The organism is uncultured Tateyamaria sp. (assembly GCF_947487805.1).
Classification (GTDB): Bacteria; Pseudomonadota; Alphaproteobacteria; order Rhodobacterales; family Rhodobacteraceae; genus Tateyamaria.
The window spans coordinates 21,514-34,610 of record NZ_CANKXW010000007.1; the positions used below are offsets into that span (position 1 = coordinate 21,514).

Annotated in this window: 13 protein-coding genes; 5 read left to right on the top strand and 8 right to left on the bottom strand. The window is 61.7% G+C overall.

The features are described 5' to 3' along the window. Window positions 1–23 precede the first annotated feature (23 nt). Window positions 24–1,433 (top strand): amidase, encoded by a 1,410-nt coding sequence (locus tag Q0949_RS15815; RefSeq protein WP_299374372.1) that lies wholly within the window; start codon window positions 24–26, stop codon window positions 1,431–1,433. Window positions 1,434–1,446: 13 nt separating this feature from the next. Next, on the top strand, window positions 1,447–2,241 hold the full coding sequence (locus Q0949_RS15820) for a DUF2189 domain-containing protein (RefSeq protein WP_299374375.1): 795 nt from the start codon (window positions 1,447–1,449) through the stop codon (window positions 2,239–2,241). Here Q0949_RS15820 and Q0949_RS15825 read toward each other — a convergent pair. From Q0949_RS15825 to Q0949_RS15835, 3 genes are all read right to left on the bottom strand, one after another. Beyond that, on the bottom strand, window positions 2,238–2,456 hold the full coding sequence (locus Q0949_RS15825) for a hypothetical protein (protein ID WP_299374378.1): 219 nt from the start codon (window positions 2,454–2,456) through the stop codon (window positions 2,238–2,240). The genes Q0949_RS15820 and Q0949_RS15825 overlap by 4 nt on opposite strands. Further along, complete coding sequence (locus Q0949_RS15830) at window positions 2,453–3,610, bottom strand: aromatic ring-hydroxylating dioxygenase subunit alpha (protein ID WP_299374381.1); 1,158 nt, start codon at window positions 3,608–3,610, stop codon at window positions 2,453–2,455. Before Q0949_RS15830 ends, Q0949_RS15825 begins: the two co-directional genes overlap by 4 nt. A gap of 107 nt (window positions 3,611–3,717) precedes the next feature. Further along, entirely contained in the window at window positions 3,718–4,158 is a 441-nt protein-coding gene (locus Q0949_RS15835; protein ID WP_299374384.1) for a hypothetical protein, read from the bottom strand. 181 nt (window positions 4,159–4,339) lie between these two features. Here Q0949_RS15835 and Q0949_RS15840 point away from each other — a divergent pair, with 181 nt between their 5' ends. Continuing rightward, window positions 4,340–5,098, top strand: a complete 759-nt coding sequence (locus Q0949_RS15840; protein ID WP_299374386.1) for a helix-turn-helix transcriptional regulator — start codon at window positions 4,340–4,342, stop codon at window positions 5,096–5,098. On the opposite strand, the gene ilvN is transcribed toward Q0949_RS15840, so the two are convergent. From ilvN to Q0949_RS15865, 5 genes are all read right to left on the bottom strand, one after another. Continuing rightward, window positions 5,095–5,655, bottom strand: a complete 561-nt coding sequence (ilvN, locus tag Q0949_RS15845; RefSeq protein ID WP_299374389.1) for an acetolactate synthase small subunit — start codon at window positions 5,653–5,655, stop codon at window positions 5,095–5,097. The genes Q0949_RS15840 and ilvN overlap by 4 nt on opposite strands. A gap of 11 nt (window positions 5,656–5,666) precedes the next feature. After that, window positions 5,667–7,418: an acetolactate synthase 3 large subunit gene (locus tag Q0949_RS15850; RefSeq protein ID WP_299374392.1), complete on the bottom strand. Its 1,752-nt coding sequence runs from the start codon at window positions 7,416–7,418 to the stop codon at window positions 5,667–5,669. A gap of 314 nt (window positions 7,419–7,732) precedes the next feature. Continuing rightward, window positions 7,733–8,488: a methyl-accepting chemotaxis protein gene (locus tag Q0949_RS15855; protein WP_299374395.1), complete on the bottom strand. Its 756-nt coding sequence runs from the start codon at window positions 8,486–8,488 to the stop codon at window positions 7,733–7,735. Window positions 8,489–8,536: 48 nt separating this feature from the next. After that, on the bottom strand, window positions 8,537–9,196 hold the full coding sequence (locus Q0949_RS15860; RefSeq protein ID WP_299374398.1) for a response regulator transcription factor: 660 nt from the start codon (window positions 9,194–9,196) through the stop codon (window positions 8,537–8,539). Next, window positions 9,193–10,623 (bottom strand): cache domain-containing protein, encoded by a 1,431-nt coding sequence (locus tag Q0949_RS15865; protein ID WP_299374401.1) that lies wholly within the window; start codon window positions 10,621–10,623, stop codon window positions 9,193–9,195. The genes Q0949_RS15860 and Q0949_RS15865 overlap by 4 nt, the downstream gene beginning before the upstream one ends. 251 nt (window positions 10,624–10,874) lie before the next feature. Here Q0949_RS15865 and Q0949_RS15870 point away from each other — a divergent pair, with 251 nt between their 5' ends. Then, a complete protein-coding gene (locus tag Q0949_RS15870) occupies window positions 10,875–11,960 on the top strand; it encodes a TRAP transporter substrate-binding protein (protein WP_299374404.1) in 1,086 nt (361 codons plus the stop codon). A 114-nt stretch (window positions 11,961–12,074) separates the two neighbouring features. Next, the gene (locus tag Q0949_RS15875) at window positions 12,075–13,028 is read left to right on the top strand and encodes a C4-dicarboxylate ABC transporter permease (RefSeq protein ID WP_299374407.1); all 954 of its coding nucleotides are present in this window, start codon (window positions 12,075–12,077) and stop codon (window positions 13,026–13,028) included. The last annotated feature ends 69 nt before the right edge of the window (window positions 13,029–13,097 follow it).

Genomic DNA, 13,097 nt, shown 5'->3' on the forward strand with positions numbered 1-13,097 from the left:
CAGAGCAACGCGAGGGGGCGGGTATGATCGATGCAGGTGCGCTGGAGCTGAGATCGCAGATGGATGCGGGCACCTTGGGTGCCGAAGAGGTGATGGCCGAAACGCTGGCACGGATCGCGGCGGTCAATGGTCAGGTCAATGCCATCGTGTCCCTGCGCGATCCGGATGAATTGATGGCGGAGGCGCGCGCCGCCGATACCCGCCCGCCCGCCGGGTGGCTTCATGGCATTCCGATTGCGGTCAAGGATCTGGCAAATGCGGCCGGTCTGCCCACGTCCATGGGATCGCCGCTGTTCAAGGGGCAGATCGCGGCACAGGACGATATCGCGGTCGCGCGGATGCGCGCGGCGGGTGCGATTGTCATTGGCAAGACGAACACCCCCGAATTCGGGCTCGGTTCGCACAGTTTCAACCCGGTCTTTGGCGTGACGCGCAACCCCTACGACACCAGCCGCAGCGCGGGTGGATCGTCGGGCGGGGCGGGGGCTGCGCTGGCCACCGGCATGCTGAGCGTGGCGGACGGCTCTGACATGATGGGGTCGTTGCGCAACCCGGCGGCGTGGAACAACGTCTATGGCATGCGGCCCAGTTGGGGGCTGGTGCCGTCAGAGCCGCAGGGCGACAGTTTCTTGCATCAACTGGCGACCAATGGCCCGATGGCGCGCAACCCGCGGGATCTGGCGGCCTTGCTGGACACCATGGCGGGCGGCGATCCACGTCAGCCGCACGGGTTTGCCTTGCCGCCCGTTCTGCCGCGGTTGCAGGCCCGGTCCGAGGGGCTGCGGCTGGGCTGGCTGGGCGACTGGGGTGGGGCGTTGCCGATGGAGGCGGGTATTCTCGACATCTGCGACCACGCTCTGCGCCAGATGGAAGGGCTGGGCGTTGCGGTGGATGTGTTGAATGCGCCTTTTGACCGCGATGCGATCTGGTCGTCCTGGATCACCCTGCGCAGTTGGTCCGTGGCCTGTGGCCTGGGCCCGATCCATGCGGATACGGCGCTGCGCGATGGGCTCAAGGACACGGCCATCTGGGAAATTGAACGCGGGTTGGCCCTGTCGGCCATGCAGGTCAACGAGGCCAGCACCCTGCGGTCGCAGTGGTTCCGGGCGGCGGCGACGCTTTTTGACACCTATGACGTGCTGGCACTGCCCTCGGCACAGATGTGGCCGTTTGATGCGGACATCGATTGGCCGCGCGAAGTGGCGGGGCAGGGCATGGACACCTATCACCGCTGGATGGAGGTCGTGATCGCGGCCAGTCTGTTGGGCCTGCCGGTGGTCAACGTGCCCGTGGGCTTTGGCGGGGGGCATGACCTGCCGATGGGCCTGCAACTGATCGGACGGCGCGGCAGCGATGCAAAGTTGCTGCAATTGGCCGCGGCATGGCATGATGCGACCGGGTGGCCGGACCAAAGGCGCCCTACGCTGACCTGAGGAGGACCAGCCCATGACCGCGCGCGTTGCTCATCCGTCCCAGATGCCCACCGGGATGCCTTCGCTGACGCCGCCGCCCACGGGGTTCATCGCCCATGCCCTTCGCGCAGGGTGGCGGGATTTCCGCGCGGCCCCGGGCTTTGGTCTGTTGACGGGGGGTGGTGCCGTGGCCGCTGGTTGGATGCTTTTTGCGCTGACCGTGTGGGCCGGGCATACGTTCTGGTTGATCCTTGCCGTGTTCGGGTTTCCGCTGATCGCGCCCTTGTGCGCCTTAGGCACATATGAGGTGTCGCGCCGGATCGGGGCAGGGCTGCCGGCGGATGCGGGCACCGTTCTCGGCCGGTTGTGGCGGACGCGGGGCGGTCAGCTGCCGTGGCTGTCGATGCTGATGGTGGTGGCGCTCCTGTTCTGGTTCTTTCTGGGGCATATGATCTTTGCCCTGTTTCTGGGTCTGAAGCCGATGGTGAACGTGACCACGTCGCTTGAAGTGTTCCTGACCGCGGATGGGCTGATGATGCTGGCCTTGGGGTCTGCGGTGGGGGCGGTGTTTGCCTTGGTCTTTTTTGCGATCTGCGTGCTGGGCCTGCCGATGCTGCTTGCGCGCGAGGTGGATTACATGACCGCCATTCTGGGCAGTGCGGCCCATGTGCAGGCGCATCCGGGGCCGATGCTGGGCTGGGCCGCGGTCATCGTCGCGCTGGTGTTTCTGGCGATGCTGCCGGGCTTGATCGGGCTGGTCGTGGTGCTGCCATGGCTGGGCCACGCATCGTGGCACGTCTACGCCCAGATGGCGTCGGGCGCGCGCTAGACCGCGCTGTCACGCCCCATCGCCACCAGTTCCGCATGGAGCGCTGTGGCGCGCGCGTCGCCAGTCTCGAGCGCAAAGACATAGGCGTGCGTCAGAAAGAAGCCGCGGGCATCGTCGGTCTCTGCCGCCTGCGCCGCCTCGTTATAGAGGGCCACAAGCGCCGCGTGGTCATGTTCGGTATGCGCGGCCAGCAACCGCGCATCCAGATCCGTCATTCCGCCGCCTGCGCGCGCGCGCGGGATGCGCACATACGTTCGGCCACCCAGTCGTGGAACAGATGCGTGGGGCTGTCCATTGCGGGCGAAAACCGGCCTCCGTCGAACATCGGCGCGTGGCGCCCGCGCTGCATGCCCTCGACGACAAAGATGTCCTCTTCGAATACGGTCTTCCACTGCGCGGTGTTGCGGGCGCGCAGATCGGCGTCTGTCTCAGGCTGCGCATAGTAAAGATGCACGTGCTCCGTCGTCTGCTCTGGGCCGTTCGGTACCAGAACGATGGCAAAGGTGTGATCCCGGTGGACGCCTAGCAGAACATTAGGGAAGGCGGAGATGTACTCCGCCGCCGTGTCCCACATTTCGCCCAGCCCGTCGAAATCCGGAAACCGCGCGCCATCCTTCCCTTGCAACTGGCGGTACACCCACGTGCCCTGTCCGGAAAACAGGCCCGGTTCCTCGATATGGTAGTGATCCTCCAGCCGGGAATAGCTGTTCAGTCCGGGATGCACCCAAGGCAGGTGGTAGCTTTCGCAATAGTTCTCGACCGCCAGCTTCCAGTTGCAATTGACGGTCAGCTCGAACCGGCTGTCTGCGCCGCCGTGATAAACGGGTTTGTCGAACTCGGCCCAACGTGCCAACAGGGTGGCATTCGCCGTCTCGAAATCCGGCGCGTCGCCCGACAGGTTGATCCACACAACGTCCAGCCAGATATGGCTGCGCACCTCGATCAGACCCAGCAGACCGCGGTCGATACCGTCGGCTGTGTTCTGACCCGGTCCGCCCACATGCGGGGTGGAGACAAGCCGCCCCTCTGTGGAATAGCACCAGCTGTGATAGGGGCAGCGGATTGCCCCTTCGATCTTGCGGGGTGCATCGACAAGGATCATGCCGCGGTGGCGGCAGATGTTCTGGAACACGCGCACCGTGCCGGATTTGTCCCGGATCATCAGCAGGGGAATGTCCAAAAAGGTGACAGGCACCGCATCGCCGATTTCCGGCACATCCGCGGCCACACCAAGGCCGGACCAGCCCGACATCAGCAGCGCCTCGCGTTCCTCGGCATAGACACCGGCATCGATGTAATGCGCGTTGGGCAATCCATTGGCGGTCGAAATCGGTTGGCGCACCGCGCTCAGGTCTGTCCGGTCCATCATGTTCTCCAGCAAGCTCTGCCAAAGGATACAGATTGCCGAACGGCCCGCATGCGCGTTTTCGACTGGATTTGCCTGTGGCCGACACCCCAAGGTGCCGGCTCTGTCTGTCAGCCGCGCCGCTGTTGTTGAGGGAGTGCGCCGGGCAGCGGGCGGGTGGCGTGATCGATACGGAACGGGATAATCTCTGCCGTTTCCGTCATTTCCGCCGGACTTTCACCCGCAAGTGTCAAAAGACCATCCGTGAGTGTCGGCCCTTGGTTTTGCCTGACGCGTATCGCGTTGTTGGCCAACCGCATATTCCGGTCGGTTTGGACGTCGAACTCAACCACGTCACCGACGGCGAAAAACGCGTCGCATTGCGCTTGCGGTTCCGGGTTGGCCAGAAACGCAAGATCGCCTTGGTCTTCACACCAAATAACGGCCTTTTGGTCGGCCGCATCGCTCCAGAGAATAACACCAATCATTTTTCTACCCAAAGTTGGTCGGGTATCATCAAACTCAATTATAGACATGTAATACATGGTAAAGTCGGCAACGTACGCTTGCATTTTGTGTCCATAAGAGTATCGTCCGGGTGCATTTTGGCGTCATGTGTGACGCGATATAGCGTCAAGATGCCGAAAAAGACCTGTAATCATGATCACTTTACGAATTCCACTCCGATTGATTACGTTCTGAAAAGAGAAAGAAATGGCGGAAACACGCAGATCACCGGCGGAGTTACGCAGTATGTTTGGCGAGAATTTGCGGATTCTCGCCCAGGCGTACCCGTCCGTGTCTGAACTGTCGCGGCAGCTTGGGATCAACCGAACCCAGTTCAACCGCTATTTGTCGGGCGAAAGTTTCCCCCGACCCGACGTGTTGGCGCGGATTTGCGCCTTTTTTGACGTGGACGCGCGTGTTCTGCTTGAACCTGTTGCGTCGATCATGTCCGGCACCGACGCAATCAACGGCCCCATTCTCAAGGATTTCATCGGTGCGGGTGTCAAGACCGTGACCGAAAGTACGTTTCCGTCGGGCTTTTACCGGTTTTCGCGCCGCAGTTTTCTGGACAGCAACCGGTTTGTCGTGGGCCTGGTCTGGGTTTTCCGCGAGGGTGACGCCACCTATGTCCGGGGCTACGAGGCGCGCGCCGCGATGGAGGCGCAGGGGCTGGGGCAGGGCAGCAGTGCCCGCGAGTTCCGCGGCCTCATCATCCGCCACGAAGACGGCGTATCGGCGATGATCTCGCGCAAGGGCGCGATGACCGCGTCGTTCAATTTCCTCAGCCGGATCACATCCTTCGAGAACAATTACTGGGTGGGATATGTCGCCCGCACCGTCCGCGACCTGCCGGACGCGGAGAGGGTGGTGCGCATGGTCTACGAGCACCTTGGCCAGGATATTGGCCGGGCCAAGGCGGCGTCGAAGTCGGGCGGCTATTGCGGGATCGAGGGGCTGTTGCCCTTTCACCAGCGCCTGTTGCAGCCCGACGCGCCGTTTCGTTAATCGCCCCGCGGCAGGGCGGCGACGCCCGTGCGCGCCACTTCGGTCAGGCCGAGGGGGCGCATCAGGTCGGCAAAGGCGTCGATCTTTTCCGGCGCGCCCGTGATCTCGAACACGAATGTCTCCAGCGTGCTGTCGACCACGTTGGCCCGGAAAATATCCGCCAGACGCAACGCTTCGACCCGCTTGTCGCCCTTGCCCGAAACCTTGAACATGGCCAGCTCCCGCTCAACCGAAGGCCCTTCGACGGTCAGGTCGTGCACCTCGTGGACGGACACGATCCGCCCCAACTGTGCTTTGATCTGTTCGATGACCTGCGGCGTGCCGGTCGTGACGATGGTGATGCGGGACAGGTGCCCCTGATGGTCCACCTCAGCAACGGTCAGGCTTTCGATGTTGTAGCCACGCCCTGAGAACAGCCCGATCACCCGCGCCAGAACCCCTGGTTCGTTTTCCACCAGAACGGCGAGGGTGTGTTTTTCCACGACGTCCGAAAACGTGGGGCGTAGGTTATAAGCGGAGTGGCTGGTGGAGCCTTTTTTGAGTTTTAGTGCTGACATCAGACCTATCCTTAAACCAGAACCGAGCCCTTGGCGTCGATCACGCCTTGGGTTTCCGCTTCGCCCAGAAGCATTTCGTTGTGCGCCTTGCCCGACGGGATCATGGGGAAGCAATTTTCGTGCTTTTCCACCAGACAGTCGAACAACACCGGACCGTCGTGGTTGATCATCTCCATGATCGCGTCGTCCAGATCGGCGGGGTCGGAGCAGATGATACCCTTGGCGCCAAACGCTTCGGCCAGTTTCACGAAATCGGGCAGGCTTTCGGACCACGAATGCGAATACCGCTCGCCGTGCAAGAGTTCCTGCCACTGGCGCACCATGCCGAGGCGTTCGTTGTTCAGGATAAACTGCTTGACGGGCAGGTTGAACTGCATCGCCGTTCCCAATTCCTGCATGTTCATCAGCCACGACGCCTCTCCGGCGACGTTTATAACCAGCGCATCGGGGTGGCCCATCTGCACGCCAATCGAGGCCGGGAAACCGTAACCCATCGTGCCCAGACCGCCGGACGTCATCCAGCGATTGGGATCCTCGAACCCGAGATACTGTGCCGCCCACATCTGGTGCTGGCCCACTTCGGTGCAGATGTAACGGTCGTGATCCTTGGTCAGCGCCTCAAGCCGTGCGAGGGCGTATTGCGGTTTGATCACCTTGCCTTCCTGCTTGAACTTGAGGCAATCGACCTGCTTCCACTCTTCGATCTGACGCCACCACTTGGCAACCGCCTCGCTGTTGGTCTTGCGGCCGCGCGACTTCCAGACCTTCAGAATGTCTTCGAGGACGTGGCCCACATCGCCGACAATCGGGATGTCCGCCTTGATCACCTTGTTGATCGAGGACGGGTCGATGTCGATATGCGCCTTTTTCGACTTGGGGCTGAACGCGTCAATGCGGCCGGTGATCCGGTCGTCGAACCGTGCGCCGATATTGATCATCAGATCGCAATCGTGCATCGCCATGTTCGCCTCATAGAGTCCGTGCATGCCCAGCATGCCCAGCCACTTGTCGCCCGAGGCCGGATAACATCCCAACCCCATCAACGTGGAGGTGATGGGAAAGCCTGTCGCCTCCACCAGCTCGCGCAGCAACTGGCTGGCGCCGGGGCCGGAGTTGATCACGCCGCCACCGGTGTAGAAGATCGGGCGCTTGGCAGTTTCCAGGGCCGCCACAAGCTCGGTGATGGCCTCCATTTCGCCCTTGACCTGCGGTTGATAATGCGAGGTCGACGGTTTGGGCGCATGGTAGGATCCGGTAGCAAACTGCACATCCTTGGGGATGTCGATCAGCACGGGGCCGGGGCGGCCCGAGGTTGCCACATGGAACGCCTCGTGCATCACTTCGGACAGCTTGTCGGTCTCCTTGACCAGCCAGTTGTGTTTGGTGCAGGGCCGCGTGATGCCAACGGTGTCAGCCTCCTGAAACGCGTCCGAGCCGATCATGAACGTAGGCACTTGGCCGGTCAGAACGATGATCGGAATGCTGTCCATCAACGCGTCGGTCAGGCCGGTCACCGCATTGGTTGCACCGGGGCCGGAGGTCACGAGGCACACGCCGGGCTTGCCGGTCGCGCGGGCGTACCCTTCGGCGGCGTGAACCGCCCCCTGTTCGTGGCGAACAAGGATGTGCTTGATCGAGTTTTGCTGAAAAACCTCGTCATAAATCGGTAGCACGGCGCCACCGGGATACCCGAATACTGTGTCTACACCCTGATCGATGAGGGCTTGGACGACCATTTTCGCTCCGGTCATTTGACGTGTCATGTCCGCGTGCTCCAGTTTGGCGGTGTCTGTTCAATGCGCATAAAAAAACCCCCGGAATTCGGGGGCGCATGGGTCTTGGTTTGGATATCCGTTACCGGCCCATGCGCGTGTGTCCTACGATGACGACTAGCTCTGTCATTGCTTCCAGGTCTTTCTCTTGCGTTGCGCGACACTATGGCGGCGCAAAAGGGGCGTCAACAGGCAAAGCCACGAAAAAAGTGTCGTGAGGGGCAAAAAACGCGACATATTCTTTCGTGAGTGCGTGAAATTTGGACAGATATTGAAAATTTGGACCGGTTCTGCCCTCTGGAGGGTCATTGGCCGTGAGGTTTGGTCATCGCCGAGATGTCATTGCGTGCCGTTGTAGCCAGTCTCTGGATCTCTTCGGCCAGTGTCTTGAACTCGATCGCGATGACGCCCAGACCGCGGCCCGCATCGCCCACGCGCGATGCCTCCACCGAGGCATTGATGGACACCAGCCGCACGTGTTTGCCGATATGTTCCAGCCGGGTCAGCGTTTTGGAAATCGCCTCTCCCGTGGCCAGTGCCTGCGCCACATCAGCGTGGCGCTGCGCGTCCAGATCGGCCCACAAACCATCGCAGAATTCCGTCACCGTCTCGAAGAACCCGCTGCGGCCAAAGGTAAAATGATCGGTCAAGGCCGCCTGCAATGCCTGCAAGTCATCCGCTTCGGCCGCCTGAACCACAGTGTCGGTCAGATCCGCCATCTGCTGAAACGCGGCCGCGTGGGTCGGATTTGCACGACCATGGGACCCGATCCATGCGCACACGTCAGGCGGCACAACCCCGTCAGGGTCATGACCGTTGACGAGTGCGCGGGCCCGGTCCAGCGCGACATATTGCAGACGCAGGATCTTGCGCCATTCTGCACGCTGCGCCTGCGTGTCGGTAACCAGAGGATTGGCGCGGAACAGGTAAGCACCAAAAAGAGCGGATCGAATGGCTCGTGCGCGCGTCGTCGCCACCAGATCGATGGCGCTGCGCCGATGGGCAAACAGCTCGGATTCGGTCGTCTCGGGCAGGGACAGCACAGGCACGGTCATCGTCATGCCCGACACTTCTCACAACTGTGTGAACAATGGGTTATTCCACACCGGTCAAAGCGCGTTTCCAGTGCCTTGCAGCACCCCGTGCTCCAGCGCGTAACGGGTCAGGCCCGCGGTCGAGGAAATGCCCAGCTTGCGCTTGATGTTCTTGCGGTGGGTTTCGACCGTCCGGACCGAGATATCGAGGGCTGTGGCGACTTCCTTGTTGGACAGACCTTGCGCCAGTTGCAGCAGGATCGTCTGTTCGCGCCCCGTCAGCGCGCCGGGGACGTCGCCCGATTTCGGCGCAATCGCCCCCTCGGCGCCGGTGCACAGGTACCGTTCGCCACGCATCACCGTCTCGATCGCCTCGGCAATCTCGTCCGTGGGCACGTCCTTGAGCACATAGCCCATCGCCCCGTGGCTGAGCGCCGAGGAGATATATTCCGGGCTGTCATGCATCGACAGAATCAGAACATGGGTCCCAGGGCTTTGTTCCAGAACGATTTCCGTAGCCGTCAGCCCGCCCATTTCGGGCATGTTCAGATCCATCAGGATCACGTCAGGGGCGAGGCGGGGCAGCATGTCGATGGCCGCACGCCCATTGTGCAACATGCCCACGACTTCGATGTTCTGGTGGTCTTCCAACACGGCCTGAATGCCCTGGGCGACCATAGGGTGGTCATCCACGATCAGGACGCGGATCGGCGTGTTGGGGCGGGATTGGGTCATGCGCGGGCTTGTTCCTTCTTGGCGACGCTGTCTTCGGGCGGCAACAGGTGGGTCAGGGGCACGGTGGCCTCGATCACCGTACCGGCCGAACCGCCGACCCCGGCAAGGATCCGCAGGGTGCCGTCCAGTTGTTCGACGCGCTCTTGCATATTTCGCAGCCCGATTCCAGCCGAACGTCGGCGTCGGGTCGCGTCCACGCCGCTGCCGTTATCGGCAATGCGCAGCGTCGCGCCGCGTTTGTGCCCGCGCAGGTCCACCGACACGTGGCTGGCGCCGGAATGGCGTTCGATATTGGTCAGTGCCTCCTGGGCAATACGGTAAAGCGCAATCTTGGCGTTCTGGTCCAGACGGTTGCGGAACACGACTGTCTGGAATTCCGTTTGCGTGCCGGTGCGCGCGGCAAAATCCTCCACCAGAGCCTTGAGTGCAGGCCCCAGACCCAGATCGTCCAACGCGCCGGGGCGCAGATCGCGGCTGATGCGGCGGACCTCGGCGATGGCGGTGCCAAGGTTGTCGATGCCCTGATGCAGCGGGGTGGCCGCATCGCCGCTGCCCTTGTCCAGCCGCCGCCGCGTGGTGTCGAGCGCATATCGGACGCCAACAAGGATCTGGCTGATCCCGTCATGCAGTTCGCGCGCCACGCGCCCGCGCTCTTCTTCCTGCGCGTCGAACACACGCTGCGTCAGCTTCTTGAGCTTGGCATCCGCCAGCCGCCGTTCGCGGAAATTCAGTGCCATGCCCGAACCGAACACCAAAAGCAGCGCTGCGAGGGTAATCGCGGAGATATAGTAGAACGTGCGCTGCACCCGCGCCTCCACATCGGCGCGCGCCGCGGCCACGGATGTCAGCACGTCGTCGATGAACACGCCCGTTCCAACCGCCCACCGCCACGACGGAAAAGACGTAACATAGGTGATCATCTCGGCCTCTTGTCCGTTGGACGGCTTGGGCCACAGATGGGTCAGGTACCCGTCGCCCTGACGCGCGATGTTCAGCAACTCGGCCACCACGGGCGTGCCGCTGCTGTCGGTCAGCTCCAGATGGTTGCGGTTGATCATCTCGGTCTGGCGCGGGTTCACCAGATTGGTGCCGTCGTAATCGTAGACAAAGAAGAACCCCTCGTCCCCGTAGATCATCGCCGACAGGATCTGTGCCACCTGATCCTTCGCCTCCTGATCGTCTGGCGCGGCAGAGCCGTAGATAAAGTAGAACCCGTTGCGCGCCTGCGTGACATAGTTCCGCAACTCGCGCTTCTTGGCCTCGATCAGCTGCGCCTCGAGCGTCTGGATCTCGCGCTCGGCCAGCGCGCGCGACTGGAACGCCACGAGGATCGCAATGGCGGCCACGGCCAACACCATCGGCACCGCCGCAACAAGCGACAGCTTCTGGCCATAGCTGAGCCGGGGGAGGGACAGAAACGAAAGCACAGGTGATTCGATACGACGAATGCGGTGCGAATCAAAGGGCCGCGGCCGAAATTGGTCGCGCTAACAGGTCAAACATATTCGTGAAAAAATCCTGAATTGGTGTGTTTTTCTGACCAGAGCCGGATTTTTGGCCGCTTTCTACGCAGTACTAGGTATTCCCTAAACCGGGGCCATCGCTAGTGTGGCCACACTCGAAACGATCCGCCTGACCTCGGGAGGGGGCAGGCATCACATCTGGGAGGAGTATCTCTATGGATCGTCGTTCTTTTCTGAAGACGTCTGCACTGGGTGGCACAGCAGCCGCCGCATCGACACTCGCCGCGCCCGCATATGCGCAAGGCAAGCGTACCCTGACAATGGTCACATCCTGGCCCCGCGGCTTTGCGGTTCTGGATGACGCCGCAAGCTACCTCGAGCAATTCGTGTCCGCGATGTCCGATGGTCAGCTGACCATCGACAAGAAAGCACCGGGCGAACTGGTTGGCGCGTTCGAAGTGTTCGACGCCGTGTCCTCGGGCCAGGCCGACATGTACCACTCGGCTGACTACTACTTCATCGGTCAGCACCCGGCCTACGCCTACTACACTGCCGTGCCCTTCGGCGGCACAGCGCAGGAAGTCACCAACTGGTACGAGCACGGCGGCGGCCAAGAGCTGCACGACGAGCTGGGCGAAATCTTCAACCTCAAAGGCCTGCTGGCGGGTAACTCCGGTTCGCAGTCCGGTGGCTGGTTCCGCAACGAGATCAACTCGGCCGACGATTTCAACGGTCTGAAGTTCCGTATGCCCGGTCTGGGCGGCAAGGTGCTGGGCAAACTGGGCGCATCCGTTCAGAACATCCCTGGCGGCGAACTGTACCAAGCCCTGTCTTCGGGTGCTCTGGACGGTCTGGAGTGGGTTGGCCCGATGGCTGACGAACGCGCCGGCTTCCAGGAAGTTGCCAAGGTGTACTACACCGCCGGTTTCCACGAGCCGGGTTCGGCTCTGGCCGCCAACGTCAACCTTGACGTCTGGAACGACCTGACACCACAGCACCAGGCGATCCTGCAGAACGCCAGCCGTGCGACCACGTTCGTGCAGCTGTCCGAAACGCTGGCCAACAACGGTGCCGCTCTGGCGCGTCTGCAACAGCAGGGCGTGAAAACGCTGCAATTCTCGGACGATGTCTGGGATGCGTTCGGTGCCGCCTCTGCCGAGGTCATGGACGAGAACATGGGCGACGAGCTGTTCGCGAAAACACGCGCATCGTTCGAAGAAAGCCTCGCCAACTCGGCCAGCTGGATCAACAAGTCCGACGGCTACTATGTTGCACAGCGCGTCCGCGTTCTGGGCGGCTGATCGCTGACATTGCGACTACGACCGGGGGTCTCGTCCGCGAGGCCCCCGGATCAATACGATGAACTGACGTGATTTTGCGCGCCAAGGGGCCGCAATTCACCAGGGGGCAATTCGATGGAAAATGAAAGCGGTGCTGGCACCGGCTTCTTTGGTGCTCTGTTCGAGGGTATCATCTGGTTTGTGCAAAGCCTTGGGCTGGCGTTCTACAACATTGCGTACGCGATCACGCATCCGTCCGCCTGGCTGGACTGGATCAGCTGGAACAACACGCCCGAAGACAAACTGTCCCTGATGAAATTCGTCTACTATGGCGGATCAACGGAATTCTTCTTTGCAGTGCTGGCCATTCTGCTGGTCGTCACCGGCATCGGAATCTGGCGGCGCGAGTTCATGTGGGGCTGCGTGCGCGTCCTCGAGGCGATTGCCAACACCTCCGGACGGTTCTTTGCATGGGCTGGCCTCCTGATGGTGCTGCAACAGATCATCATTGTCTTCATGCAGCGTATCTTTACCCGGCCCGATATCTCCTTCGGTTTCGGCATCCCGCTGCAATTCGACATTTCCTGGTTCGCCGAGGAGCTGAAGCTTTATAACGCGCTCGTCGTGTGCATGTGCGTGACCTACACATTCGTGCAGGGCGGTCACGTGCGCGTTGACCTCATCTATGCCGCCGTGAAGTTCCGCACCAAGCGGATGATCGACATGTTCGGCTCCATCATGTTCATGCTGCCATCTGCGACGCTGATCTGGATGTACGGCTGGTATTTCCTCTGGCGCCACTTGGTCACACCGAAACCCGCCGCCAGCTGGGACCTTGAGCGTGCCGAACGCTCGGCCCGCGCGGTGCGCTGGAACGTCGAGACCATCGGGTTCAGCCCGAATGGCTTCAACGGCTACTTCCTGTTCAAGATCCTCCTCGTTGCATTCGCGGGCCTCGTGTTCCTGCACGCCATCGCGTTCTTCTACCGCTCCTACCTGGAGTGGAAGGAAGGGCCCGAAAGCGAAGGCAAGTATCTTGACCGCGACACGCTGGGCGAGGGCGAAGAAGCCTACGAGGGCACACACTGATGACGCGTTTTTCCGACATGATGATCTGCCACGCGCAGATCGCGAACGCAGCCAAAGAAAAGTAAGGGC

Coding starts and splice junctions, on each gene's coding strand:
- Q0949_RS15815 (WP_299374372.1), top strand. CDS start 24: ATGATCGATGCAGGTGCGCTGGAGCTGAGATCGCAGATGGATGCGGGC.
- Q0949_RS15820 (WP_299374375.1), top strand. CDS start 1,447: ATGACCGCGCGCGTTGCTCATCCGTCCCAGATGCCCACCGGGATGCCT.
- Q0949_RS15825 (WP_299374378.1), bottom strand. CDS start 2,456: ATGACGGATCTGGATGCGCGGTTGCTGGCCGCGCATACCGAACATGAC.
- Q0949_RS15830 (WP_299374381.1), bottom strand. CDS start 3,610: ATGATGGACCGGACAGACCTGAGCGCGGTGCGCCAACCGATTTCGACC.
- Q0949_RS15835 (WP_299374384.1), bottom strand. CDS start 4,158: ATGCAAGCGTACGTTGCCGACTTTACCATGTATTACATGTCTATAATT.
- Q0949_RS15840 (WP_299374386.1), top strand. CDS start 4,340: ATGTTTGGCGAGAATTTGCGGATTCTCGCCCAGGCGTACCCGTCCGTG.
- ilvN (WP_299374389.1), bottom strand. CDS start 5,655: ATGTCAGCACTAAAACTCAAAAAAGGCTCCACCAGCCACTCCGCTTAT.
- Q0949_RS15850 (WP_299374392.1), bottom strand. CDS start 7,418: ATGACACGTCAAATGACCGGAGCGAAAATGGTCGTCCAAGCCCTCATC.
- Q0949_RS15855 (WP_299374395.1), bottom strand. CDS start 8,488: ATGACGATGACCGTGCCTGTGCTGTCCCTGCCCGAGACGACCGAATCC.
- Q0949_RS15860 (WP_299374398.1), bottom strand. CDS start 9,196: ATGACCCAATCCCGCCCCAACACGCCGATCCGCGTCCTGATCGTGGAT.
- Q0949_RS15870 (WP_299374404.1), top strand. CDS start 10,875: ATGGATCGTCGTTCTTTTCTGAAGACGTCTGCACTGGGTGGCACAGCA.
- Q0949_RS15875 (WP_299374407.1), top strand. CDS start 12,075: ATGGAAAATGAAAGCGGTGCTGGCACCGGCTTCTTTGGTGCTCTGTTC.